The 24,924-nt window shown below is 39.9% G+C and carries 25 protein-coding genes, 1 rRNA gene and 2 other annotated features; all 26 genes read left to right on the plus strand.

Annotated elements, in window-relative coordinates; all coding sequences use genetic code 11:
• A 5S ribosomal RNA gene (gene rrf, locus ACIQAA_RS29830) occupies positions 1 to 91 on the plus strand; the annotation flags it as partial.
• Between the two features lie 357 nt (positions 92 to 448).
• Positions 449 to 910 carry a CtsR family transcriptional regulator gene (locus ACIQAA_RS29835; protein WP_402626863.1) on the plus strand — a complete coding sequence of 154 codons (462 nt, stop codon included), beginning with the start codon at positions 449 to 451 and terminating at the stop codon, positions 908 to 910.
• A gap of 29 nt (positions 911 to 939) precedes the next feature.
• Complete coding sequence (gene mcsA, locus ACIQAA_RS29840) at positions 940 to 1,488, plus strand: protein-arginine kinase activator protein McsA (protein WP_402626865.1); 549 nt, start codon at positions 940 to 942, stop codon at positions 1,486 to 1,488.
• 1 nt (position 1,489) lies between these two features.
• Complete coding sequence (mcsB, locus tag ACIQAA_RS29845) at positions 1,490 to 2,563, plus strand: protein-arginine kinase McsB (protein ID WP_402626867.1); 1,074 nt, start codon at positions 1,490 to 1,492, stop codon at positions 2,561 to 2,563.
• A gap of 13 nt (positions 2,564 to 2,576) precedes the next feature.
• Positions 2,577 to 5,018 (plus strand): ATP-dependent protease ATP-binding subunit ClpC, encoded by a 2,442-nt coding sequence (gene clpC, locus ACIQAA_RS29850; protein WP_402626870.1) that lies wholly within the window; start codon positions 2,577 to 2,579, stop codon positions 5,016 to 5,018.
• Between the two features lie 96 nt (positions 5,019 to 5,114).
• The gene (gene radA / locus ACIQAA_RS29855) at positions 5,115 to 6,497 is read left to right on the plus strand and encodes a DNA repair protein RadA (RefSeq protein WP_402626873.1); all 1,383 of its coding nucleotides are present in this window, start codon (positions 5,115 to 5,117) and stop codon (positions 6,495 to 6,497) included.
• 3 nt (positions 6,498 to 6,500) lie between these two features.
• Positions 6,501 to 7,574: a DNA integrity scanning diadenylate cyclase DisA gene (gene disA, locus ACIQAA_RS29860; RefSeq protein ID WP_402626875.1), complete on the plus strand. Its 1,074-nt coding sequence runs from the start codon at positions 6,501 to 6,503 to the stop codon at positions 7,572 to 7,574.
• 200 nt (positions 7,575 to 7,774) lie between these two features.
• Positions 7,775 to 8,860, plus strand: coding sequence for a PIN/TRAM domain-containing protein (locus ACIQAA_RS29865; RefSeq protein ID WP_307193078.1), 1,086 nt, complete (start codon positions 7,775 to 7,777; stop codon positions 8,858 to 8,860).
• Positions 8,861 to 8,902: 42 nt separating this feature from the next.
• Complete coding sequence (gene ispD / locus ACIQAA_RS29870) at positions 8,903 to 9,592, plus strand: 2-C-methyl-D-erythritol 4-phosphate cytidylyltransferase (RefSeq protein WP_402626878.1); 690 nt, start codon at positions 8,903 to 8,905, stop codon at positions 9,590 to 9,592.
• 2 nt (positions 9,593 to 9,594) lie between these two features.
• Positions 9,595 to 10,077 (plus strand): 2-C-methyl-D-erythritol 2,4-cyclodiphosphate synthase, encoded by a 483-nt coding sequence (gene ispF / locus ACIQAA_RS29875; RefSeq protein WP_402626880.1) that lies wholly within the window; start codon positions 9,595 to 9,597, stop codon positions 10,075 to 10,077.
• A 75-nt stretch (positions 10,078 to 10,152) separates the two neighbouring features.
• Positions 10,153 to 11,610, plus strand: coding sequence for a glutamate--tRNA ligase (gltX, locus tag ACIQAA_RS29880; RefSeq protein ID WP_402626883.1), 1,458 nt, complete (start codon positions 10,153 to 10,155; stop codon positions 11,608 to 11,610).
• 47 nt (positions 11,611 to 11,657) lie between these two features.
• Positions 11,658 to 11,900, plus strand: a binding site (T-box leader).
• Between the two features lie 91 nt (positions 11,901 to 11,991).
• Positions 11,992 to 12,660 carry a serine O-acetyltransferase gene (gene cysE / locus ACIQAA_RS29885; RefSeq protein ID WP_402626886.1) on the plus strand — a complete coding sequence of 223 codons (669 nt, stop codon included), beginning with the start codon at positions 11,992 to 11,994 and terminating at the stop codon, positions 12,658 to 12,660.
• Positions 12,641 to 14,038 carry a cysteine--tRNA ligase gene (gene cysS, locus ACIQAA_RS29890; protein WP_402626889.1) on the plus strand — a complete coding sequence of 466 codons (1,398 nt, stop codon included), beginning with the start codon at positions 12,641 to 12,643 and terminating at the stop codon, positions 14,036 to 14,038. The genes cysE and cysS overlap by 20 nt, the downstream gene beginning before the upstream one ends.
• 3 nt (positions 14,039 to 14,041) lie before the next feature.
• Complete coding sequence (locus tag ACIQAA_RS29895) at positions 14,042 to 14,476, plus strand: Mini-ribonuclease 3 (RefSeq protein WP_402626892.1); 435 nt, start codon at positions 14,042 to 14,044, stop codon at positions 14,474 to 14,476.
• A complete protein-coding gene (rlmB, locus tag ACIQAA_RS29900; protein ID WP_402626895.1) occupies positions 14,463 to 15,212 on the plus strand; it encodes a 23S rRNA (guanosine(2251)-2'-O)-methyltransferase RlmB in 750 nt (249 codons plus the stop codon). The genes ACIQAA_RS29895 and rlmB overlap by 14 nt, the downstream gene beginning before the upstream one ends.
• Before the next feature lie 2 nt (positions 15,213 to 15,214).
• Positions 15,215 to 15,724: an NYN domain-containing protein gene (locus tag ACIQAA_RS29905; protein WP_402626897.1), complete on the plus strand. Its 510-nt coding sequence runs from the start codon at positions 15,215 to 15,217 to the stop codon at positions 15,722 to 15,724.
• 71 nt (positions 15,725 to 15,795) lie between these two features.
• Positions 15,796 to 16,446 carry an RNA polymerase sporulation sigma factor SigH gene (sigH, locus tag ACIQAA_RS29910; protein ID WP_402626899.1) on the plus strand — a complete coding sequence of 217 codons (651 nt, stop codon included), beginning with the start codon at positions 15,796 to 15,798 and terminating at the stop codon, positions 16,444 to 16,446.
• 112 nt (positions 16,447 to 16,558) lie between these two features.
• Positions 16,559 to 16,705, plus strand: coding sequence for a 50S ribosomal protein L33 (gene rpmG / locus ACIQAA_RS29915; protein WP_402626902.1), 147 nt, complete (start codon positions 16,559 to 16,561; stop codon positions 16,703 to 16,705).
• Positions 16,706 to 16,754: 49 nt separating this feature from the next.
• Positions 16,755 to 16,937 carry a preprotein translocase subunit SecE gene (gene secE / locus ACIQAA_RS29920; RefSeq protein ID WP_402626905.1) on the plus strand — a complete coding sequence of 61 codons (183 nt, stop codon included), beginning with the start codon at positions 16,755 to 16,757 and terminating at the stop codon, positions 16,935 to 16,937.
• A 146-nt stretch (positions 16,938 to 17,083) separates the two neighbouring features.
• Complete coding sequence (nusG, locus tag ACIQAA_RS29925; protein ID WP_402626908.1) at positions 17,084 to 17,617, plus strand: transcription termination/antitermination protein NusG; 534 nt, start codon at positions 17,084 to 17,086, stop codon at positions 17,615 to 17,617.
• Between the two features lie 193 nt (positions 17,618 to 17,810).
• Entirely contained in the window at positions 17,811 to 18,236 is a 426-nt protein-coding gene (gene rplK / locus ACIQAA_RS29930) for a 50S ribosomal protein L11 (RefSeq protein ID WP_192654866.1), read from the plus strand.
• A 103-nt stretch (positions 18,237 to 18,339) separates the two neighbouring features.
• Positions 18,340 to 19,038: a 50S ribosomal protein L1 gene (gene rplA / locus ACIQAA_RS29935; RefSeq protein WP_307193067.1), complete on the plus strand. Its 699-nt coding sequence runs from the start codon at positions 18,340 to 18,342 to the stop codon at positions 19,036 to 19,038.
• A 53-nt stretch (positions 19,039 to 19,091) separates the two neighbouring features.
• Positions 19,092 to 19,236, plus strand: a sequence feature (ribosomal protein L10 leader region).
• A 33-nt stretch (positions 19,237 to 19,269) separates the two neighbouring features.
• Positions 19,270 to 19,770, plus strand: a complete 501-nt coding sequence (gene rplJ, locus ACIQAA_RS29940) for a 50S ribosomal protein L10 (RefSeq protein WP_402626912.1) — start codon at positions 19,270 to 19,272, stop codon at positions 19,768 to 19,770.
• A 180-nt stretch (positions 19,771 to 19,950) separates the two neighbouring features.
• Positions 19,951 to 20,313 (plus strand): 50S ribosomal protein L7/L12, encoded by a 363-nt coding sequence (gene rplL, locus ACIQAA_RS29945; protein WP_221830847.1) that lies wholly within the window; start codon positions 19,951 to 19,953, stop codon positions 20,311 to 20,313.
• Positions 20,314 to 20,452: 139 nt separating this feature from the next.
• Positions 20,453 to 21,052: a class I SAM-dependent methyltransferase gene (locus ACIQAA_RS29950; RefSeq protein ID WP_402626915.1), complete on the plus strand. Its 600-nt coding sequence runs from the start codon at positions 20,453 to 20,455 to the stop codon at positions 21,050 to 21,052.
• Positions 21,053 to 21,314: 262 nt separating this feature from the next.
• Positions 21,315 to 24,875, plus strand: coding sequence for a DNA-directed RNA polymerase subunit beta (gene rpoB / locus ACIQAA_RS29955; RefSeq protein WP_402626917.1), 3,561 nt, complete (start codon positions 21,315 to 21,317; stop codon positions 24,873 to 24,875).
• Positions 24,876 to 24,924 lie beyond the last annotated feature (49 nt).

The raw sequence follows: 24,924 nt of genomic DNA on the forward strand, positions 1-24,924 counted from the left end.
CACCCGTTCCCATACCGAACACGGAAGTTAAGCTTCTCAGCGCCGATGGTAGTTGGGACTTTGTCCCTGTGAGAGTAGGACGTTGCCAGGCAAATCAAGCACAACCTGATAAGGGTTGTGCTTTTTTGTATTGTCCAGAAGGACAATAGGGTGAAGAAAAATAATTGTGGGAGAATCGTGCCCGCGCGGCATCATTTTTATAGAAAACGGTAACGATAGATGAAACCTATCACTTACTCCTAAAAAACACATCAATTACCTCACGCCATTTTCCTCCCCACCACCTAAACCATTACCAATTTCCTAAAAACAAATTAATAAACCATTACAGGTTTCACACCTGCGAAATATGGAGAAAATCATTAGTAGCATGTTGTTTGCAACTACATAAAATTTTCAGTATAATTAATGTCAAATATAGTCAAAGTCAGAAGAAGGAGGTGGGAAGATGAGAAACATCTCCGATATTATTGAAAAGTATTTAAAACAAGTATTAGAAATGAGTGACCAGGAGCACGTTGAGATTAAGAGAAGTGAGATAGCGGATAAATTTCAATGTGTACCATCACAAATCAATTATGTCATTAATACGCGCTTTACCATTGAACGAGGGTATATCGTAGAAAGTAAACGCGGGGGAGGCGGGTATATCCGAATCATGAAAGTTCAGTCCCATGATTTAGCCGACTTAATTGACCATTTGCTGTCACTTATTGAAAATCGTATCGCACAGGCTACCGCAGAGGATGTAATTTACAGACTGGTCCATGAGGAGATAATTACAAAACGAGAGGCAAAAATAATGTTAAGTGTTATTGACCGTTCAGTCCTTTATATTGATCTTCCATTCCGAGACGAATTACGTGCAAGAATGTTGAAAGCGATGTTAACATCATTGAAATATAAATAATCTATGCCAGCTAGAGAGGTGAAATAAAAATGATTTGCCAGGAATGTAATCAAAGGCCTGCTGCACTGCATTTTACAAAAATCATCAACGGTGAAAAAACCGAGGTAAACCTTTGTGAAAAATGTGCCCAAGAAAAGGGCGAGATGTTTATGTTTACTGGAGGATCAGGCTTTACTTTTAATAACCTATTAGCGGGTCTATTAAATATTGATCCTACTGTTCAAAAACAAAATCAAAATACGTTTCATCAAGAAGAAGTACTTCAATGTAATAGATGTTCCATGACATTTCCACAATTTATTAAAGTGGGACGTTTCGGCTGTGCCCTATGCTATGAAACATTTAAGGAGCAGCTTCCACCCGTCTTAAGGAGACTCCACAGTGGAAATTGGTCCCATAGCGGAAAAATACCAAAAAGAATTGGTGGAGGAATTCACCTCAAAAAGCAAGTTGAAAATCTTAAAAATGAACTAAAAGAGCTAATTCAACAAGAGGAATTCGAAAAAGCTGCTAAGATTCGAGATGAAATACGTACACTCGAAAAAGAATTACCTGGCAGTAGTAAGGGAGGGGAATAACGTGTCGCTTGAACGTTTTATCAATCAAGCAGTCAGCTCGTGGATGAGCGAGGAGGGACCTGACTCAGATATCGTCCTTAGTTCCCGAATCCGTTTAGCCCGAAACTTTGAGAACTTTAAATTTCCAACACTTTTTTCACATGAAGAAGCACAATCGATTATTTTAAAAATGGAAGAAATCCTGCGTGAATCTAATTTTACAAAATTTGGGCAAATGGAACTACTGAAAATCGATGACATACAGCCGCTTCAAAAAAGGGTTTTGGTAGAAAAGCATCTGATTAGTCCTAATTTAGCAGAAGACTCACCTTATGGGGCGGTTCTATTAACCGAAAATGAAGAAGTTAGTATTATGATTAATGAAGAGGATCACATTCGCATTCAGTGTTTGTTTCCTGGGCTGCAGCTAACGGAGGCATTGGAGGCTGCTAATGAAGTAGATGATTGGCTGGAAAGCCACATTCACTTTGGGTTCGATGAGAAGCATGGCTATCTTACAAGCTGCCCTACAAACGTTGGAACAGGACTTCGTGCTTCAGTCATGATGCACTTACCGGGATTGATGTTAACACAGCAAATCAATCGTATTATTCCAGCTATTAATCAGCTGGGTTTAGTTGTAAGAGGTATCTATGGTGAGGGGAGTGAAGCGCTCGGAAATATATTTCAAATTTCCAATCAAATTACTTTAGGAAAATCTGAAGAAGACATTTGCCGTGACCTGAAAGGTGTTGTGAGTCAGTTAATTTCACAAGAAAGGTCCGCTCGTGAAGCATTACGCAAAACTTCAAACATACAATTAGAAGACAGAGTGTTTCGTTCTTATGGCGTGTTATCCAACTGCAGGATCATTGAAACAAAAGAGGCGGCAAAATGCCTTTCTGATGTCCGTCTAGGAATTGATATGGGATACATTGATCATTTACCTAAGAATATATTAAATGAATTAATGATTTTAACTCAGCCTGGTTTCTTGCAGCAGTATGCAGGCGGGCATTTAAGAGCAAATGAAAGAGATATACGACGAGCAGCATTAATTCGAGAACGACTAAAAATGGAGCAAGATAAAAGGTGAGGAGGAATGGAATATGATGTTTGGCCGTTTTACTGAGAGAGCTCAAAAGGTTTTAGCTTTAGCACAAGAGGAAGCCATTAGACTTGGACACAACAATATTGGAACTGAGCATATTTTATTAGGCTTAGTCCGTGAAGGAGAAGGCATTGCTGCCAAAGCACTTTATGGGCTTGGATTGGGTTCAGAAAAAATTCAAAAAGAGGTAGAATCGTTGATCGGGAAAGGCCAGGAAGCATCCCAAACGATTCACTACACACCAAGGGCAAAAAAGGTAATCGAATTATCTATGGATGAAGCCCGAAAATTAGGACATTCCTATGTTGGAACAGAGCATATCCTGCTCGGTTTAATCCGAGAAGGAGAAGGCGTTGCTGCAAGAGTTCTTAATAATCTTGGAGTAAGCCTAAATAAAGCACGTCAACAGGTATTACAATTACTAGGAAGCAATGAATCAGGCGGTCATCAGGGAGGAGCATCGGTAAGTGCCAATACTCCAACCCTTGACAGCCTTGCTAGAGATTTAACAGCGATTGCTAGAGAAGGAAGTTTAGATCCTGTTATCGGAAGAAGCAAGGAGATCCAGCGGGTAATTGAAGTATTAAGCCGCCGTACAAAAAATAACCCTGTGTTAATTGGCGAACCAGGCGTAGGTAAAACTGCTATCGCTGAAGGCCTCGCACAGCAAATTGTAAATAATGAAGTACCAGAAATTCTTCGTGATAAGCGGGTTATGACACTGGATATGGGTACAGTAGTAGCGGGTACCAAATATCGCGGTGAATTCGAGGACCGTTTGAAAAAGGTAATGGATGAAATCCGACAGGCAGGTAACATCATTCTCTTTATTGATGAATTACACACGTTAATTGGTGCAGGGGGAGCAGAAGGAGCGATTGACGCTTCTAACATCCTAAAGCCTTCTCTAGCACGTGGAGAGCTCCAGTGTATCGGTGCAACGACATTGGACGAATACCGCAAATATATTGAAAAGGATGCCGCATTAGAACGTCGCTTCCAGCCGATTCGTGTGGATGAACCAACGGCTGAAGAGTCCATTCGTATACTAGAAGGTCTTCGTGATCGTTATGAAGCACATCACCGTGTTTCGATTACCGATGAAGCAATTGAAGCAGCGGTAAAATTATCTGACCGCTATATTTCTGACCGGTTCCTTCCGGATAAGGCAATTGACCTAATTGACGAAGCGGGATCAAAGGTTCGCTTACGTTCCTATACAACTCCGCCAAATTTAAAAGAATTAGAAGTGAAGCTTGAAGAAGTTCGCAAAGAGAAAGACGCAGCTGTTCAAAGCCAGGAATTTGAAAAGGCAGCTTCTCTAAGAGATACAGAGCAGCGTCTTCGTGAGCAGCTTGAAGAAACAAAGAAAACGTGGAAAGAAAAGCAAGGTAAAGAAAACAGTGAAGTTACTGTAGAGGATATTGCAAGTGTGGTTTCAAGCTGGACGGGAATACCAGTCTCAAAGCTTGCCCAAACAGAAACAGCTAAGCTGCTAAATTTAGAGGAACTCTTACATTCACGAGTGATTGGTCAAGAAGAAGCCGTTAAGGCTGTTTCAAAAGCTGTCCGTCGTGCGAGAGCAGGCTTAAAGGATCCAAAGCGTCCGATTGGCTCGTTTGTCTTCCTTGGTCCTACAGGTGTTGGGAAAACCGAATTGGCGCGGGCACTTGCTGAAGCAATGTTTGGTGATGAAGACGCCATGATTCGAATCGATATGTCAGAATACATGGAGAAGCATTCTACTTCTCGTTTGGTTGGATCTCCTCCAGGATATGTGGGTTATGAAGAAGGCGGTCAATTAACCGAAAAGGTACGAAGAAAACCATATTCCGTTATCCTGCTAGATGAAATCGAAAAGGCACATCCGGATGTGTTTAATATCTTGCTGCAAGTCCTTGAGGATGGCCGCTTAACGGATTCTAAAGGAAGAACGGTTGACTTCCGTAATACTGTTCTAATCATGACTTCTAACGTTGGAGCGGAGGCGCTAAAACGTAACAAATATGTCGGTTTTAATATTCAAGATGGAGAACAAGATTACAAGGATATGAAGGGTAAGGTTATGGAAGAATTGAAAAAAGCCTTCCGTCCTGAATTCTTAAACCGTATTGACGAAATTATTGTCTTCCATGCTCTAGAGAAAAAGCATCTTGGAGAAATTGTTACTCTATTATCTGACCAGCTTGTAAAACGATTAAAAGAGCAGCATATTTCATTAGAGTTAACCGAAGCAGCTAAGGATAAAATATCTATCGAGGGTTACGACCCAGAATACGGTGCCCGACCATTACGCAGAGCTATTCAAAAGCATATTGAAGACCGCCTTTCTGAAGAACTGTTAAAAGGTACAGTATTAACAGGGCAGCATGTTATAATTGATGTTGATAATGGTGAGTTCTTAGTTAGAACGGCAGAGAAAACGACTCTAACTAAATAACCAGATTCGTTAATTTTTGGTAAAACTAAAAGGGGTACACGTTATAAGTCTCGACCGTGTACCCCTTTTTCTATTTAGAGTCAGGAGTAGATAGATATGGTCAAACGAAAAACGAAGTTTATGTGCCAGGAGTGTGGGTATGAATCTCCTAAATGGTTAGGAAAATGCCCTGGCTGCGGAGAATGGAACAAAATGGTGGAGGAAGTTGAGGTAACAGGCGGCAATAGAAGGGGTGCCTTTGCTCATTCTCAGGGTGTTTCAACACTAGCAGCTAAACCAACACCTATTACCGCAATTGAATCATTATCAGAACCGAGAATTCTTACCGATCTAAATGAGCTTAATCGAGTTTTAGGCGGCGGCGTGGTTAAGGGATCACTGGTTTTAATTGGCGGTGACCCTGGTATCGGTAAATCGACTCTCCTTTTACAGGTATCCTCTCAGCTTGCCAATAAAGGGAATCAGGTCTTATACATATCCGGCGAGGAATCGCTGAGGCAGACGAAGCTTCGAGCTGAAAGACTAGGAATTAAATCTGAAAATCTCCTCGTCTATGCTGAGACCAATTTAGACGAAATAAATCGGACCATTGAAAATACAAACCCAAGTTTTGTCATTATTGATTCCATTCAAACCGTTTTCCATCCGGAAGTAACATCTGCACCAGGCAGCGTTTCGCAAGTTCGTGAATGTACATCAGAATTAATGAGGATTGGGAAAACGAAAGGAATTGCGATCTTCATTGTTGGTCATGTAACAAAAGAAGGCTCTATAGCTGGACCAAGGCTGCTCGAGCATATGGTAGATACTGTTCTCTACTTTGAAGGGGAAAGGCACCATACGTATCGAATTTTACGTGCAGTGAAGAACCGTTTTGGATCAACAAATGAAATGGGTATTTTTGAGATGAAAGAATTTGGACTTGATGAGGTGGCAAATCCATCAGAAATTTTTCTTGAAGAGAGGTCACAAGGCGCAGCAGGCTCCACTGTGGTTGCGTCAATGGAAGGGACACGTCCTGTACTTGTCGAAATCCAGGCATTAATTTCTCCGACAAGTTTTGGAAATCCAAGAAGAATGGCAACAGGTATTGACCATAACCGTGTTCCATTATTGATGGCAGTTTTAGAGAAGCGGATGGGAATGCTGCTTCAGAATCAAGATGCATATCTAAAGGTCGCTGGGGGCGTAAAGTTAGATGAACCAGCCATCGATTTAGCGATAGTTGTAAGTATTGCCTCAAGCTTCCGTGATAAACCTACGAGGGCAACAGATTGTATTATAGGCGAGGTTGGGTTAACAGGAGAAGTGCGAAGGGTCTCCAGAATTGAACAGCGTGTTCAGGAAGCTGCAAAGTTAGGTTTCGAACGGGTTATTTTACCTGCCAATAATTTGAGCGGCTGGCAAGGTCCGAAAGGTGTAGAGCTAATCGGCGTTTCGACTGTAGCAGAAGCTTTAAAAGCAGTGTTAGGGGTGTAGAACATGGAAAATAAAAAGCTGGGTGAACAAACTGTTAGTGAAGTTTTACAGTTTATTGCCCCAGGTACACCTATTCGGGAAGGTATTGATAATGTATTAAGAGCAAATACTGGCGGGCTTATTGTGGTTGGTTACAATGATAAAGTTAAAAGTATCGTAGATGGCGGTTTTCAAATTAATTGTCCTTTTTCACCTAGTTATCTTTATGAGTTGGCAAAAATGGATGGTGCAATTATCCTAAATGAATTAGGGAATACCATTCTTATTGCGAATGCCCAGCTTGCTCCTGATTCTGATATAACTGCCTCGGAAACAGGCATGCGCCATCGTACAGCTGAACGAGTAGCCAGACAGACAAAGGCACTTGTCATTGCTATATCTCAAAGAAGAAATGTCATAACCTTATATCAAGGGAACTTCCGATATGCCCTTAAAGATATTTCTGTCATATTAACGAAGGCAAATCAAGCGATTCAAATGCTGGAGAAGTATAAGGTCGTCCTTGAGCGAAGTATTGCCGGGTTAAGTATTTTAGAGTTCGAAGAATCGGTTACTTATAACGATTTCTTACTCGTTCTCCACCGATTTGAAATGGTGCTAAAAATTAAAAATGAACTCATTACGTACTTAAACGAATTGGGAACAGAAGGCAGGCTTATTCGCTTACAAATGAATGAAATATTGACAGATTTAGAAGAAGAGACTGCGTTGATTATTAGGGACTATGCCATTGATAGAGAGATTAAGTCGAGGGATGTTCTTAAGAGAATGCAGGTGTTAACGAGTAATGGGGCATTAGATGATACCGCAATAATGAAACTAATGGGGTATCAAGGATATATTCCACTTGATGAAAATAAACATCCTCGGGGATATCGAATTCTAAATAAAATTCCACGTCTTCCAATTGTAATTATTGAAAACATTATTACTAGCTTTGGTGAGTTCTCAAAAATTATATCAGCCTCTGTTGATGAACTAGATGATGTTGAGGGAATTGGTGAAATCCGTGCCAAAAAAATCAAGGAAGGCTTAAGATTAATTAAAGAGAGATTATATACAGAGAGGCATTTATAGACCTTTCATTTGGTATAAAGTAGCAAATTTACGATTATTTGACAGAGTTTTTTTCCAGTGCTACCCTATGAAGTGAAAAATATATTTTCATATATAAAGTTAACTTTCATGTTTTAAAATTCACACTTTGATTAAAATAAACATTAAACGAAGGTTTCATTTTTGGGAATATGTTTATAATGAGTAGAGGAGGTGAAGGAATGTTAAAACGTATTGTTCAAGCATGCTTTCTAATAACCGGAGGTACGCTTGGAATATTGTTAATCCCACAATTGCTAAAAGTAATAAATTTTGACGACATTCCAATAATCAGTAACTCATATGCAGCGGCTATTATAGGTGCAATTATTTTTTATCTTATTACTTTTTGGGCAGTAGATTATGTACTAGAGTTTATTAAATGGGCGGAAGACTCACTGGTGAAAATCCCGGTAACAGACGTGATTTTTGGCAGTTTAGGATTAATCTTTGGCTTATTAGTGGCTTTTTTAATCGGCTTTGCTCTAAATGCAGTTCAAGTACCTATTCTTAATGCTGTCGCTCCTATTTTGCTGACATTACTATTTGGATACCTTGGCTTTCAGGTTGGATTTAAGAAAAGAGATGAGCTGTTAAATCTTTTTGGAAGCCGTGGAAAGAAGAAGTCCGGAGAAGAGGACGCTGAAAAATCAGAGGGACAATCATTAAAGATCCTTGATACAAGTGTAATAATTGACGGCCGTGTCGCTGATATTTGTCAAACAGGATTTCTAGAAGGCACAATTGTAATTCCCCGCTTTGTACTTGAGGAATTACAGCATATTGCCGATTCATCTGATGTGTTAAAGCGGAACCGTGGAAGACGGGGCTTGGATATACTTAATCGAATTCAAAAAGAACTAGCAATCAAAGTAGAAATTTATGAAGGCGATTTTGACGAAATTCAAGAAGTAGACAGCAAGCTTGTGAAACTAGCGAAGATTACAAATGGAATGCTTGTTACGAATGATTTTAATCTCAATAAAGTATGTGAATTACAGAATGTTTCTGTATTAAATATTAATGATTTAGCCAATGCCGTAAAACCAGTAGTACTGCCTGGTGAAGAGTTATCTGTACAGGTAATCAAGGATGGTAAAGAATATCACCAAGGTGTAGCATATCTTGATGATGGAACGATGATTGTGGTTGAAGAGGGAAGAGAATATATCGGAAAAAGAATTGATGTACTTGTAACGAGTGTTCTTCAAACCTCAGCTGGAAGAATGATTTTTGCAAAACCAAAATTATTGGAAAAGGCATTGTAGCGGGCTAACCAATAGACAGAAAGAATAGAATGGAGTTTTAGTATGGCTTATCAAGTCATTATTCCGGCCGCTGGTCAAGGGAAGAGGATGGGGGCAGGGAAAAACAAGCTTCTGTTAGAACTAAATAACATACCTGTATTAATCCATACCTTAAAGGTCTTCGATGAAGATGAATTATGTAATGGAATTATTTTAGCGGTTAACCCGCTAGATGCTGCGGAAATTCAATCCTTATTAAATAAGTATAAGGTGAAGAAGGTGCTAGATTTAGTTCCAGGTGGAAAAGAACGTCAGGATAGCATTTATAATGCATTGAAAACAGTGCAGAACGATGGAATTATTCTTGTTCATGATGCCGCTCGTCCTTTTATTCTTAAGGAACATATTCACCGATTACTAAATACAGCACAAGAAACAGGTGCAGCAATCATTGGAGTGCCAGCAAAAGATACCATGAAAACAGTACGTGATGATGTGGTAATGGCAACTGTCGAAAGATCCAGCTTGTGGGCTGTTCAAACCCCACAAGCTTTTCGTTTTTCCGTCTTGTATAAGGCCTATGAACAGGCAGGGAAGGAACAATTTATTGGTACGGATGATTCCAGTTTGGTAGAAAGAATTTCTCATCCAGTTACAATGGTGGAAGGAGATTATGATAATATCAAGCTCACCACCATGGAGGATTTATTTTTTGCCCAAGCAATACTACAGAAAAGACAAGGGAGATTTTAAAAATGTTTCGTATTGGACAAGGCTTTGATGTACACCAATTAACCGAGGGCCGGCCACTTATCATAGGCGGCATTACCATCCCCTATGAAAAAGGACTGCTAGGCCATTCAGATGCAGATGTACTATTACATACCGTCTCAGATGCTTGTCTCGGTGCGATTGGTGAAGGGGATATCGGCAGGCATTTTCCGGATACAGATCCAAACTTTAAGGACGCAGATTCTGCTAAGCTATTGGAGCATGTATGGCAGCTTGTTAAAGATAGAGGATATGAACTTGTTAATGCAGATTGTACCATTATTGCCCAAAAGCCAAAGATGGCACCGTATATACAGTCAATGAAGGAGAGAATTGCTGAATTGCTTAATGCATCTCCTGAACAAATCAATGTAAAGGCCACAACAACAGAAAAGTTAGGCTTTACAGGACGCGGTGAAGGAATTGCCTCACAAGCTGTCGTTTTATTAAAAAAGGTTAATATATAGTCTTTATTGCTGAAATCTACAATGGTAAAATTAATCCGATAAATAAAACGGTTTGTAACGCAGGAGGAACATAACATGTCAAAAGAAGTTCGTGTAAGGTATGCTCCAAGTCCAACTGGACATTTACATATTGGAAATGCCCGTACAGCATTATTTAATTATTTGTTTGCACGGAACAAGCAAGGAAAATTTATTATCCGTATTGAGGATACAGATAAAAAGCGGAATATTGCTGGCGGAGAAGAAAGTCAATTAAAATACCTTAAATGGTTAGGCATCGATTGGGATGAAAGTGTTGATGTTGGCGGTGAATATGGACCTTATCGTCAGTCAGAAAGAAATGATATCTATAAAACCTACTACACTCAATTATTAGAAAATGGCCATACCTATAAATGCTACTGTACCGAGGCGGAAATTGAAGCAGAGCGGGAAGAGCAGACAGAGAGAGGAGAAACTCCTCATTATTCAGGGAAGTGCCGCCATTTAACAGCTGAAGAACGCGCAAAATTAGAAAGCGAAGGACGCGAGCCAAGCATTAGACTGGTTGTACCGGAAGGAAAAACCTACACCTTTGATGACATGGTAAAAGGAACTGTTTCTTTTGAATCGGAAGGAATGGGCGATTGGGTCATCATTAAAAAGGATGGAACACCAACTTATAATTTTGCGGTAACGATTGATGATTATCTAATGAAAATTTCGCATGTACTTCGCGGCGATGACCACATTTCCAACACTCCAAAGCAGCTAATGGTTTATGAAGCATTAGGCTGGGAGCCGCCAATTTTTGGTCACATGACACTAATCGTGAACGAAAGTAGAAAGAAATTAAGCAAACGAGATGAATCAATTATTCAATTTATCGAACAATATGAAGAATTAGGCTATCTCCCAGAGGCTTTGTTTAACTTTATTACGTTACTAGGGTGGTCTCCAGCAGGTGAAGAGGAACTTTACTCTAAAGAGGAATTTATTGAAATTTTCGATGCGAACCGCTTATCGAAGTCACCGGCCTTATTTGATACCAATAAACTTACATGGATGAACAACCAATATATGAAAAAGATTGAGGTTGATCGAGTTCTGGAAGTATCCATGCCGCATCTAGTTAAAGCTGGACGTTTAGGTGAGAACTTGACTGAAGAAGAGCAGCAATGGGTGAAAAGTTTGGTTGCGCTATTACAGGAAAAAATGAGCTATGGTGCAGAGATTGTTGAACTTACCGATATGTTCTTTAAAGATGAAGCTGAATACGAAGAAGACGCCAATGAAGTATTATCCGGGGAGACAGTTCCGCAAGTATTGAAGGCATTTGCTGAGGAGCTTGAGAAGCTGGAAAACTTTAAGGCTGACGAAATTAAAGCGGCGATGAAGGCCGTTCAAAAATCCACCGGTCAAAAGGGGAAAAATCTATTTATGCCAATTCGTGCCGCTGTTTCAGGTCAAACCCATGGTCCGGATTTACCTCAAGCGATTGAGCTTTTAGGAAAAGTAAAAGTTTTAAATAGAATTCAAAAAATTATTGGTTAACATCGGCGCCAAAATGTAATATAGTAAAAGAAATAAACTTTCTATATGAAAAAGTGTAGATGAGGAAAAGTAAAGTATGACGCTTTAAAGAGAAGACCATCACCGGCTGAAAGTGGTCTAAGCCTCTCATATTTGAAAATGCACCTCTGAGTCCCATTTTGAAAAGATGAAAATCTGAGTAGATATGGGCGGAACCTTTCCGTTAACAGGTTGAGTGAGATCAATGTACGCTTTATATCAAAAGCTTATCGGTCTAATCAGAGTGGAACCACGCCGAACGCGTCTCTGTCGTTATGACAGAGGCGTTTTTTGTTTTATCAGAAAGATATGGGGATTAGTTAACACATGACGCTTCATTACATTTAAGGGGGAAATCAGAAAATGTTCAAAAGGATGAGGGAGGATATTGCGGTTGTTTTTGAACAAGATCCTGCAGCAAGAAGTTACCTGGAAGTTATTCTAACCTATTCAGGCTTACATGCCATTTGGGCCCATCGAATTGCACATGCATTCTTCAAGAGAAAGTTTTATTTTCTTGCACGGGTCATTTCTCAAATAAGTCGTTTTTTCACAGGTATTGAAATCCATCCAGGTGCAAAAATAGGCAGGAGATTATTTATTGACCACGGTATGGGAGTTGTCATTGGAGAAACATGTGAAATTGGTGATAATGTAACGGTATTTCAGGGTGTAACACTTGGGGGAACTGGAAAAGAGAAAGGGAAACGTCATCCCACCATTAAGGATAATGCGTTAATTGCAACAGGTGCAAAGGTGCTCGGTTCGATCACCATTGGCGAAAATTCTAAGATTGGTGCAGGATCGGTCGTTTTAAAAGAAGTACCGCCGAACTCAACAGTAGTTGGAGTTCCAGGACGGGTAGTGATACAGGACGGCAAACGAATTGGCAAGGATTTAGACCATTGTAATCTTCCTGATCCTATTGCCGATCGGATTAAAGATTTGCAAGCTGAACTAACTGAATTGAGACATGAGTTAATTGAATTGAAGAAAGAAAGGAATAAAGTGAATGACCATACAACTGTATAATACTCTAACCCGTAAGAAAGAAGTATTTGTCCCGCTCGAAGAAGGAAAGGTAAAAATGTATGTTTGTGGTCCGACTGTCTATAATTATATTCATATCGGTAATGCTCGTCCGGCTATTGTTTTTGATACGGTTCGCCGCTATTTTGAATACCGAGGATATGACATACAATATGTATCAAACTTTACAGATGTAGACGATAAATTAATCCGTGCTGCTAATCAGCTTGGAGAAGATGTTCCGGCCATCGCAGACCGTTTCATTCAAGCCTATTTTGAAGATGTAACGGCTTTAGGCTGCAAAAAAGCGGATATTCATCCACGGGTAATGGAAAACATGGATATTATCATTGAATTTATTGATCAGCTCATTAAAAAGGGTTATGCCTATGAATCTGAAGGGGATGTTTATTTCCGCACAAGGAAGTTTGACGATTATGGTAAGCTCTCGCAACAATCCATTGATGACCTGCAGGTTGGCGCCCGAATAGAAGTTGGTGAGAAGAAACAAGATGATATGGACTTTGCCTTATGGAAAGCGGCAAAAGAAGGCGAAATCTTTTGGGAAAGCCCTTGGGGTATTGGACGCCCGGGCTGGCATATTGAATGCTCAGCAATGGCAAAAAAATACCTAGGGGAAACAATCGATATTCATGCGGGCGGTCAAGATTTAACGTTCCCGCACCATGAAAATGAAATAGCCCAATCAGAGGCACTTACCGGAAAAACCTTTGCCCGTTATTGGATGCATAATGGTTATATTAATATTGATAATGAAAAAATGTCTAAATCGCTCGGAAACTTTGTTCTAGTACATGACATTATCAAAAAGCATAATCCGCAGGTTTTGCGATTTTTTATGCTATCGGTTCATTACCGCAATCCAATTAATTACAGCGAAGAATTGTTAGAAAGCACAAAGGCAGCCTTTGAACGACTGACAACCTCTTACCAAAATTTACAGCATCGCAAGGAATCAAGTACTGATTTAACAAACAATAATCAGGAATGGCTAGAGAAGATAGAGGCAATACAGGATGAGTTTATAAAAGCGATGGACGATGATTTCAACACAGCAAAAGCAATTTCCGTTATGTTTGATCTATCGAAGCTGGCAAATTACTACCTCCTAGAAAAAAACACAGCGGTAGAAGTCATTGATAAATTCACCACACAATTTAATGAGTTATTCAATGTTTTAGGTCTGACACTGGAAACAACAGAATTGTTAGATGAGGAAATAGATGCGTTAATTGAAAAAAGAATTCAGGCACGTAAAGACCGTAATTTTCAGCTATCCGATCAAATAAGAGATCAATTAAAGGAAATGAATATTATTTTAGAGGATACGCCACAAGGTACGAGATGGAAAAGAGGCTAATTCATGCTTGATTATCAAGAAAAAGTTAATGCCAATCAATTGAATAGTCTTGCCTTAGCTTATATGGGTGACGCTGTCTATGAGACATATGTCAGACGTCACCTCCTGCAAAGTGGGAAGGTAAAGCCGAATCATCTTCACCGCGAGGGAACAACCTATGTTTCCGCAAAGGCACAGTGTCGGGTACTATTCCGGATGATGGATGAAAACCTCCTGACAGAGGAGGAGCTGGCGGTAGTCAAGAGGGGACGAAATGCCAAATCTGGCACTGTACCTAAAAACACAGATGTCCAAACCTATCATTATAGCACCGCATTTGAAGCATTAATGGGTTTTTTATATTTAACAGAGAAAACAGATCGATTAGAAGAACTTATTGTAAAGTCCTTTAAGTTTGTTGAAGAAAGAAAGGAGGAACAAGCAAATGAACGAAAATAAGGATTATATCATTGGAAAAAATCCTGTGATGGAGGCACTTAGATCAGAAAGGGATATTAACAAGATTTTGATTGCGGAGTCCTCACAGCGTGGTCAAATGCAGCAGTTAATCCAATTAGCAAAAGAGGCCAATGTGATTGTTCAATTTGTCCCAAAGAAAAAAATTGACCAGATATCTGATGAAAATCATCAAGGAGTTCTTGCCTATGTAGCTGCGTATCAATACGCGGAAATGGACGATCTATTTGCAGCTGCAGAAAAGAAAAATGAACCTCCCTTCTTTTTGTTATTAGATGAGATTGAGGACCCGCATAATTTGGGTTCCATCATGAGAACGGCTGACGCAGTAGGGGCACATGGAATTATTATTCCAAAAAGAAGAGCTGTTGGTTTAACGGCAACAGTTGCTAAGGCTTCAACAGGTGCAATTGAGCATATCCCGGTTGTACGTGTTACCAATATGGCTAGAACCATAGATGAATTAAAGGAGCGCGGTATTTGGATAGCTGGTACGGACGCGAGTGGAAAGCAAGATTATCGCCAATTTGATGGAACGCTCCCGCTTGGGCTTGTCATTGGAAGCGAAGGAAAAGGGATGGGGCGTCTGGTTAGAGATAAATGTGACTTCCTTATCAACCTGCCGATGGCTGGAAAGGTAACATCATTAAATGCATCTGTTGCAGCGGCGTTATTAATGTATGAGGTATACCGCAGGCGGCATCCTCTAGAGGGATAGAAATGGACATTTTGCTTGTCGATGGATATAACATAATCGGGGCATGGCCGGAATTAAGGGCATTAAGGGACCATGATTTGCCGGCAGCCCGGGACCGGCTGGTAGAAAGGATGGCAGAATACCAAGCCTTCTCAGGCTATCGTGTGATAATTGTTTTTGATGCCTACTATGTCCAAGGGACGGAGAAGAAATATAAGAATCATAAAGTAGAGGTTATATTTACAAAAGAAAACGAGACAGCAGATGAGCGAATTGAAAAGCTGGCGATTTCCTTAAACAATCGAAGGACACAAATACATGTGGCTACTTCCGATTATACAGAACAATGGGCTATTTTTGGACAAGGTGCTCTGAGAAAGTCCGCACGGGAATTGCTCATAGAGATGTCCTCGATTGAAAAAGGAATTGAAAAAAAGGTAAAAAAAATTCAAGAAAAAAGACCAGTCTCAAAAATACCGATTAGCAGCGAAATGGCAGAAATTTTTGAAAAGTGGCGCAGAGGACAAAAGTAAGCGTTGACGTTCAAAAGTTTTCGACAGTATAATAATACTATCTATGCTTGTTCGGTGGAGGGGGATCTTAATTGGGTACAGACTTCGGGGAAAAAGGCAACGAGCTATTTTTTTCATTGGAAGACGAGGAAATTGTTGATCTAGTGCACCAAGGTAATAGTGAGGCACTTGATTATTTAATTCACAAATATCGTAATTTTGTACGTGCAAAGGCAAGATCCTACTTCCTAATCGGAGCAGATAAGGAAGATATAGTTCAAGAAGGAATGATTGGGCTATATAAAGCTATCCGTGATTTTCGTGAGGACAAACTCACATCTTTTAAAGCGTTTGCAGAGTTGTGCATCACCAGACAAATCATTACCGCTATCAAAACAGCAACAAGGCAAAAGCATATACCGCTAAATTCCTATGTATCATTGGACAAGCCTATATATGATGAAGAATCGGACCGCACCCTTATGGACGTCCTATCTGGTGCAAAGGTTCTCGATCCGGAAGAATTGATTATTAACCAAGAAGAATTTGATCACATCGAAGTAAAAATGACTGAATTATTAAGCGACCTAGAACGGAAGGTTTTGGCACTGTATCTCGATGGACAATCGTACCAAGAAATATCAGAAGAGCTGAACCGTCATGTAAAATCCATCGATAATGCCCTTCAGCGCGTGAAAAGGAAATTAGAGCGTTATTTAGAAATTAGGGAATTTAGTCTTTAATTTTTGAAACGATGACAATTGTATGAATCCGCTCACACATGTTGTTGACAATAATTAGGGGTCATGTTACATTTTTAAAGATATATTAGATGGATGATGAAGGTGTTTAATAATGAGTAAAAAAATTACTCTGGCATGTGCTGAATGTGGATCACGTAATTATTCGACCCATGCAAATCAGCTGCAGTCAGAACGCATGGAATTAAAAAAGTATTGCAAAACATGCGCCTCCCATACAATCCACAAAGAAACAAAATAATTTTCATCTATACTAGCAATGTTATTCCGATAGTTGGAGGGTTATAGATATGCAGCGCTTAAAGAAATTCTTCAGTGATGTTTTCCTTGAAATGAGAAAAGTCAGCTGGCCAAAACGCAAAGAACTAACACGCTATACCATTACAGTTTTATCCACTGTTGCTTTTTTTGCTATATTTTTTGGTGTAATAGATTTAGGGATTTCGGAATTGATTCGGGTTATTCTTGAATAATAAAAGGTATTTCATGGTATAATGGTGAATAATACAAAGAACTATTTATGCAAAGCCCGTTTAACGGGTTTTTTCATTTGTCTTAAAAACAAAATGTCTATTCTTATAATAGTGTACAGGGAGGGATGGACGTTTAGTCCTCTTGAATGGAAAAAAATTGGTATGTATTACATACTTACTCAGGTTATGAGAACAAAGTAAAAGCAAACTTAGAAAAACGTGTGGAATCAATGGGCATGACAGATAAAATTTTCCGTGTAGTAGTACCGGAAGAAGAAGAAACAGAGATTAAAAATGGTAAAAAGAAAGTAGTTAAACGAAAAGTTTTCCCTGGTTATGTACTAGTTGAAATCGTTATGACAGATGATTCATGGTATGTAGTGCGGAATACTCCAGGCGTAACAGGATTTGTTGGTTCTGCTGGTGCGGGATCTAAACCAACGCCGCTGCTTCCTGAAGAAGTTGTAGGGATTTTAAAACGCATGGGTGTTGATGAAAAACGCATCGATGTTAACTATGAAATTGGTGAAACTGTTCGGGTGAAAGAAGGTCCATTTACCAACTTCACAGGAACTGTTGAAGAGATGGATAAAGACAAGTCTAAACTTAAAGTTCTTGTTAATATGTTTGGCCGTGACACCCCGGTAGAACTAGAATTTACACAGATTGAGAAGCTGTAATTTTAAGAAATATTAATTGGAATTTGAAAAAAACTTGAAATCACTTTTAAAAAGTGGTAATATTTCATAGGTCAGTATGTCTCTTGTGAGACTAGACTTTTGATAAGATCTTTATCTTTATATAAAGACAGATACCTGAGTGGGAGGGCAAAAACCCTATTACCACATCACGGACTTTAAGGAGGTGTGTCTCGTGGCTAAAAAAGTAATTAAAGTTGTTAAATTACAAATCCCTGCTGGGAAAGCGAATCCTGCACCGCCAGTTGGACCTGCATTAGGTCAAGCCGGTGTTAACATCATGGGATTCTGTAAAGAATTTAACGCTCGTACAGCAGATCAAGCTGGATTAATCATTCCTGTTGAAATCACGGTATTTGAAGACCGTTCATTTACATTTATTACGAAAACTCCTCCTGCTGCAGTTCTTTTAAAAGTAGCAGCTGGAATCCAGTCTGGTTCAGGCCAGCCTAACCGTAATAAGGTAGCAACAGTTAAGCGTAATACAGTACGCGAGATTGCGGAACAGAAAATGCCTGACCTAAACGCAGCAAGCGTTGAAGCAGCAATGCGCATGGTTGAAGGTACTGCACGCAGCATGGGTATCGTTATCGAAGACTAATCCATGTAAACTGTTTTTGTAATGAAGGGGGTTGCGTTACTTTGCGCAACCTTTATTCGTGGGAGAGTAAATCGCTAAAACCACAATCTAGGAGGAAATAAAAATGGCTAAAAAAGGTAAGAAGTATTTAGAAGCTGCTAAGCTTGTTGATAACACAAAAGCTTACCCAGTTGCTGAAGCAATTGAACTTGCAAAGCAAACTAACTACGCTAAATTTGATGCAACTCTTGAAGTAGCATTCCGTTTAGGTGTAGACCCTAAGAAAGCTGACCAGCAAATCCGTGGTGCAGTAGTACTTCCGAATGGAACTGGTAAGACTCAACGCGTATTAGTATTCGCTAAGGGTGAAAAAGTGAAAGAAGCAGAAGCTGCTGGTGCAGATTATGTTGGCGATGCAGAATACATCAACAAAATCCAACAAGGTTGGTTTGAGTTTGATGTAATCGTAGCAACTCCTGACATGATGGGTGAAGTTGGTAAACTTGGTCGTACATTAGGACCTAAAGGTTTAATGCCAAACCCTAAAACTGGTACAGTTACATTTGATGTAACTCGTGCGATTAATGAAATTAAAGCAGGTAAAGTTGAGTACCGTGTTGATAAAGCTGGTAACATCCATGTTCCAATCGGTAAATCATCTTTCGAAAACGAAAAACTTGTTGAGAACTTCAAAACTGTATTCGAAACAATGTTAAAAGTTAAACCTGCAGCTGCAAAAGGTACTTATATGAAGAACGTAACAGTTACTTCAACTATGGGACCTGGCGTGAAGGTTGATCCTTCATCAGTTACCGTTAAGTAATTTTTTACCAATTGACAATAATAGATATATTTTATATAATCTATTTTGTTGTTTAAATAAAAACATTTGTACTGAAGACAGCAGGTGCGTTTACGCTTAATTTCCTGCCGAGGTAATGCGATAGAATTGGCTGAAATCTTCGGCTATTGTATGCACCTCCATGTCTGACTCTTGATATGGAGGTTTTACTTTGCCTGGTATAAATGTAGAGAATCTACAGGAGGTGTAAAGATGAGCAGCGCAATCGAACAAAAGGTTCAAATCGTTGATGAAATTACAGCTAAGTTAAAAGCTAGTGTTTCAACAATCGTAGTTGACTACCGTGGGCTAACTGTTGCTGAAGTAACTGAACTTCGTAAGCAACTTCGTGAAGCTGGTATCGACTTTAAAGTTTACAAAAACTCTATGGCTCGCCGTGCAGCTGATGCAGCTGAACTTTCAGAGTTAAACGCAGCATTAACTGGTCCGAACGCTATTGCGTTCAGCACAGAAGATGTAGTAGCACCTGCAAAAATTCTTAACGACTTTGCGAAAAAGCATGATGCACTTGAAATTAAAGCTGGTGTAATCGAAGGCAATGTAGCAACAGTTGAAGAGGTTAAAGCACTTGCAGAACTACCTTCACGCGAAGGCTTGCTTTCTATGCTACTCAGCGTACTACAAGCTCCAATCCGCAACCTTGCTCTTGCTACAAAAGCAGTTGCAGAACAAAAAGAAGAACAAGGCGCGTAAGCTAAATAGAAAAGTGGAAGCGACTCGAACAGGGGCGACAGGCATAAGACGAGCCGGCAGAAAGGTTGCTCTTTAACCTTTTTGACGGATTGGCTTATGACCCCGAGCCCCTAGGCGCTGGAACTGGACAAACTTACCGCTTAACAAATAACGGAATGAAAACTAAGGAGGAAAATTAAAATGACTAAAGAACAAATCATTGAAGCAGTTAAATCTATGACTGTTTTAGAACTTAACGATCTAGTAAAAGCAATTGAAGAAGAATTCGGCGTAACTGCTGCTGCTCCTGTAGCAATGGCTGGCGGAGCTGGTGCTGCTGCTGTTGAAGAGCAAACTGAATTTGATGTAATCCTTGCTAGCGCTGGAGATCAAAAAATCAAGGTTATCAAAGTTGTACGTGAAATCACAGGTCTTGGTCTTAAAGAAGCAAAAGATCTTGTTGACAACACTCCAAAAGCTGTTAAAGAAGGCGTATCTAAAGAAGAAGCTGAAGAACTTAAAGCTAAACTTGCTGAAGTTGGAGCTAACGTTGAAGTTAAGTAATAAACTTATAGAAAAGCTCGCTGTATAAGCGGGCTTTTTTTCGATATCTTAAAAGCGGAAGCGCCTAGGTGTTCCTGCTGGATATTAGATTTTTCCTCGGGTAACCTCATTAATAAACACTCCTCAGGAGGTGAGCTTATTGTCTGAACATTACTATTCTCGCACCCAAAAGGTCGAAAGTGATCCGAAATTTTGGGACTTTACCTTAAGGAATCAGTTATTTCGCTTTAAAACGGATAATGGAGTATTTTCAAAGAAGGAAGTTGATTTTGGTTCGCGCTTATTAATAGAAGCTTTTGAATTGCCAAGTGTAGAAGGGCCTGTTCTAGATGTAGGCTGCGGTTACGGTCCCATTGGTATTTCGATTGCAAAAAATTTTCCGGGTCGCATTGTACATATGATCGATGTAAACGAACGGGCGATTGAACTAGCAAAGGCTAATGCTGGACAAAATTCGGTACACAATGTTGATATTTACGAAAGTGATACTTTGATCAATGTTAAGGAATTCAATTTTGCTGCTATTTTAACAAATCCTCCAATCAGGGCGGGAAAAAAGACGGTTCATGATATCTTCGAACAGAGTCATGAGCATTTAGTCACCCGCGGCGAGCTTTGGGTTGTTATTCAAAAGAAGCAAGGAGCACCTTCGGCCATTGAAAAATTAAATCAATTATTTACTATGGTTGAGACTGTTGACAAGTCAAAAGGTTATTTTATCATTAAAGCGGTAAAATAGTTGACTTGAAAATGTCACATATGGTAGCATTATAAAATGCCATCATAATAATTTCCGAATTATTCCTGTAAATACTTATTTTCATGGTATAAAAATGGTTTAAGACGGAAATGATGACAAAATAATAGTCAAAATGTGAAAATGTGGTTTTTAAGAAATAAAAACCCTTTTTCTTTTTTTGTCTGATGGAAGGTCTCTTTAGTCCTTACATAAGACCAAAATATATGTTTTATAAAAACGCTTGATTTGAGGGGTGAATCAGTTGACAGGTCAACTAGTTCAGTATGGACGACACCGCCAACGAAGAAGTTACGCACGAATCAGTGAAGTTTTAGAATTACCAAATCTTATCGAAATCCAAACCTCTTCATATCAGTGGTTTCTTGATGAGGGATTGCGTGAAATGTTCCAGGATATTTCACCGATTGAAGACTTTACTGGTAACCTATCACTAGAATTTATTGATTACAGCCTTGGCGAACCTAAGTATTCTGTTGCGGAATCGAAAGAGCGGGACGTTACATATTCTGCACCATTGCGTGTTAAAGTACGTCTTGTAAACAAAGAAACAGGCGAAGTAAAAGATCAAGATGTTTTTATGGGTGATTTTCCACTTATGACTGAAACGGGAACGTTTGTCATTAACGGGGCAGAACGTGTTATCGTTTCTCAGTTAGTACGTTCACCGAGCGTATACTTTAGTGGAAAACTTGATAAAAACGGAAAAAAAGGATTTACGGCTACTGTGATTCCGAACCGCGGCGCTTGGCTGGAATATGAAACTGACGCCAAAGATGTCGTATATGTCAGGATAGATCGTACTCGGAAACTGCCCGTTACGGTTCTTTTGCGTGCACTTGGCTTCGGATCTGATCAAGAAATCATTGAATTGATTGGAGACAATGAGTACATTCGCAATACTCTTGAAAAGGACAACACTGAGGGAGTAGAAAAAGCGCTTCTAGAAATTTATGAGCGTCTGCGTCCTGGTGAACCTCCAACTGTAGATAACGCAAAGAGCTTATTGGTATCAAGATTTTTTGATCCAAAGAGATATGATTTAGCAAATGTAGGCCGTTATAAAATTAACAAAAAGCTTCATATTAAAAATCGTTTATTCAATCAGCGTTTGGCTGAATCTCTTATTGATCCTGAGACAGGTGAAATTATTGCAGAAAAAGGTACGCTTCTAGACCGCAGAAACCTTGATCGGATTATTCCTGCTCTCGAAAAGGATGTTAACTTCAAGGGCTTTAATCCAGTTGGAGGTGTAGTAGAGGAAGAAATCATTCTTCAAGGAATTAAAATCTATGCACCGAATGACGATGGTGAAAAGGTAATCAATGTACTAGGCAATGCTTATGTTGCTGAACCAATTAAGAATATTACACCTGCTGATATTATTGCATCAATCAGTTATTTCTTTAACTTACTGCATGGTGTTGGTGATACAGACGATATTGACCATTTAGGAAACAGACGTCTTCGTTCTGTTGGTGAATTGCTGCAAAATCAATTCCGTATTGGTTTGTCTCGTATGGAACGTGTTGTTCGTGAAAGAATGTCGATTCAAGATACTGCTACAATCACACCACAGCAGTTAATTAACATTCGTCCAGTCATTGCGTCAATAAAAGAGTTCTTCGGAAGCTCCCAGTTATCGCAATTCATGGATCAAACGAACCCGCTTGCGGAATTAACCCATAAGCGTCGTTTATCTGCATTAGGACCTGGTGGATTAACTCGTGAACGTGCGGGATTTGAAGTACGTGACGTTCACTATTCCCACTATGGCCGAATGTGTCCGATTGAAACGCCAGAGGGACCAAACATTGGTTTGATCAACTCACTATCATCATTTGCAAAGGTAAATCGTTTTGGTTTCATTGAAACTCCATATCGCCGAATTGATCCTGATACTGGAAAGGTTACAGGCCGAATCGATTATTTAACAGCAGATGAAGAGGATAACTATGTTGTAGCACAGGCGAATTCCCGTCTTAGTGACGACGGTACATTCATCGATGAAGATGTTGTTGCTCGTTTCCGTGGTGAAAACACAGTTGTAAAACGTGACCGTATCGACTATATGGATGTATCTCCTAAACAGGTAGTTTCTGCGGCGACAGCTTGTATTCCGTTCTTAGAAAACGATGACTCTAACCGTGCCTTGATGGGAGCGAACATGCAGCGTCAGGCAGTGCCGCTTCTACAGCCGGAAGCACCAAGGGTTGGAACAGGAATGGAATATGTTTCTGGTAAAGACTCCGGAGCAGCAGTTATCTGTAAGCATGAAGGAATCGTTGAGCATGTTGAGGCACGTGAAGTTTGGGTACGCCGTATTAATACTGTCGATGGTCAAGAAGTTAAAGGTGACCTTGATAAATATAAAATGTTGAAATTCATCCGTTCTAATCAGGGAACCTGTTATAATCAACGCCCAATTGTTGCAGTGGGTGACCACGTAACAAAAGGCGAGATTTTAGCGGATGGTCCTTCTATGGAACTAGGTGAACTAGCTCTAGGTCGTAACGTTTTAGTTGGTTTCGTTAACTGGGATGGATACAACTATGAAGATGCGATTATTATGAGTGAACGTCTTGTAAAAGATGATGTATATACTTCTATTCATATTGAAGAATATGAGTCAGAATCACGTGATACAAAACTAGGACCAGAAGAGATTACCCGTGATATTCCAAATGTAGGGGAAGATGCCCTTCGAAATTTGGATGAGCGTGGAATTATTCGTACTGGTGCTGAGGTAAAAGATGGCGACTTGCTTGTTGGTAAGGTAACTCCTAAGGGTGTTACAGAGCTTACTGCTGAAGAACGTCTATTGCATGCAATCTTCGGAGAAAAGGCGCGTGAGGTTCGTGATACGTCGCTAAGAGTTCCGCATGGCGGAGGCGGTATTGTCCTTGACGTTAAAGTCTTTAATCGTGAAGATGGCGATGAATTGCCACCAGGCGTAAATCAGCTGGTTCGTGTCTATATTGTTCAGAAGCGTAAGATTCATGAAGGGGATAAAATGGCGGGCCGTCATGGTAATAAAGGGGTTATTTCTCGGATATTACCAGAAGAGGATATGCCGTATTTACCGGATGGTACCCCTATTGATATTATGTTGAATCCTTTAGGCGTTCCTTCACGTATGAACATCGGCCAGGTGTTGGAGCTTCATTTAGGAATGGCAGCTAGAGCTCTTGGAATCCACGTAGCTTCACCGGTATTTGACGGTGCACGTGAAGAAGATGTTTGGGGAACAATTGAAGAAGCTGGAATGGCTAATGATGCAAAAACCGTATTATATGATGGACGTACGGGTGAACCGTTCGATAATCGTGTGTCTGTCGGTGTCATGTATATGATTAAACTTGCTCACATGGTTGATGATAAACTTCATGCACGTTCAACTGGACCATACTCACTTGTAACGCAGCAGCCACTTGGCGGTAAAGCACAATTTGGCGGACAGCGTTTCGGTGAGATGGAGGTTTGGGCGCTTGAAGCATACGGTGCCGCATATACACTTCAAGAAATTCTGACAGTAAAATCAGATGACGTTGTCGGTCGTGTGAAAACGTATGAAGCCATTGTAAAAGGCGAAAATGTACCGGAACCAGGTGTTCCTGAATCGTTCAAAGTATTAATAAAAGAACTTCAGAGTCTTGGTATGGATGTAAAAATCCTATCTGGAGATGAAAAAGAAATCGAAATGCGTGATATGGAAGATGAAGATGACTTGCAGCAAGTCGATACATTAAACATTGTTCCAGAAACACAAGCATTTGAATCTGAAAAGGTTGGTTCCAAGGAATAAGAATTAGCTGAAGCACCTAAGTGTGCTTCAGCTAATGATTGTCTAGATA

Source organism: Neobacillus sp. NPDC093182, assembly GCF_044754045.1.

Excerpts from the sequence above, each read along its gene's own strand:
- gltX (WP_402626883.1), top strand. The coding sequence starts at position 10,153 with ATGTCAAAAGAAGTTCGTGTAAGGTATGCTCCAAGTCCAACTGGACAT.
- nusG (WP_402626908.1), top strand. The coding sequence starts at position 17,084 with ATGGAAAAAAATTGGTATGTATTACATACTTACTCAGGTTATGAGAAC.
- cysS (WP_402626889.1), top strand. The coding sequence starts at position 12,641 with ATGACCATACAACTGTATAATACTCTAACCCGTAAGAAAGAAGTATTT.
- ACIQAA_RS29905 (WP_402626897.1), top strand. The coding sequence starts at position 15,215 with ATGGACATTTTGCTTGTCGATGGATATAACATAATCGGGGCATGGCCG.
- rlmB (WP_402626895.1), top strand. The coding sequence starts at position 14,463 with ATGAACGAAAATAAGGATTATATCATTGGAAAAAATCCTGTGATGGAG.
- radA (WP_402626873.1), top strand. The coding sequence starts at position 5,115 with ATGGTCAAACGAAAAACGAAGTTTATGTGCCAGGAGTGTGGGTATGAA.
- disA (WP_402626875.1), top strand. The coding sequence starts at position 6,501 with ATGGAAAATAAAAAGCTGGGTGAACAAACTGTTAGTGAAGTTTTACAG.
- ispD (WP_402626878.1), top strand. The coding sequence starts at position 8,903 with ATGGCTTATCAAGTCATTATTCCGGCCGCTGGTCAAGGGAAGAGGATG.
- ACIQAA_RS29835 (WP_402626863.1), top strand. The coding sequence starts at position 449 with ATGAGAAACATCTCCGATATTATTGAAAAGTATTTAAAACAAGTATTA.
- rplA (WP_307193067.1), top strand. The coding sequence starts at position 18,340 with ATGGCTAAAAAAGGTAAGAAGTATTTAGAAGCTGCTAAGCTTGTTGAT.
- cysE (WP_402626886.1), top strand. The coding sequence starts at position 11,992 with ATGTTCAAAAGGATGAGGGAGGATATTGCGGTTGTTTTTGAACAAGAT.
- ACIQAA_RS29865 (WP_307193078.1), top strand. The coding sequence starts at position 7,775 with ATGTTAAAACGTATTGTTCAAGCATGCTTTCTAATAACCGGAGGTACG.
- rplJ (WP_402626912.1), top strand. The coding sequence starts at position 19,270 with ATGAGCAGCGCAATCGAACAAAAGGTTCAAATCGTTGATGAAATTACA.
- rplL (WP_221830847.1), top strand. The coding sequence starts at position 19,951 with ATGACTAAAGAACAAATCATTGAAGCAGTTAAATCTATGACTGTTTTA.
- secE (WP_402626905.1), top strand. The coding sequence starts at position 16,755 with ATGCAGCGCTTAAAGAAATTCTTCAGTGATGTTTTCCTTGAAATGAGA.
- rpmG (WP_402626902.1), top strand. The coding sequence starts at position 16,559 with ATGAGTAAAAAAATTACTCTGGCATGTGCTGAATGTGGATCACGTAAT.
- clpC (WP_402626870.1), top strand. The coding sequence starts at position 2,577 with ATGATGTTTGGCCGTTTTACTGAGAGAGCTCAAAAGGTTTTAGCTTTA.
- mcsA (WP_402626865.1), top strand. The coding sequence starts at position 940 with ATGATTTGCCAGGAATGTAATCAAAGGCCTGCTGCACTGCATTTTACA.
- ACIQAA_RS29895 (WP_402626892.1), top strand. The coding sequence starts at position 14,042 with ATGCTTGATTATCAAGAAAAAGTTAATGCCAATCAATTGAATAGTCTT.
- ispF (WP_402626880.1), top strand. The coding sequence starts at position 9,595 with ATGTTTCGTATTGGACAAGGCTTTGATGTACACCAATTAACCGAGGGC.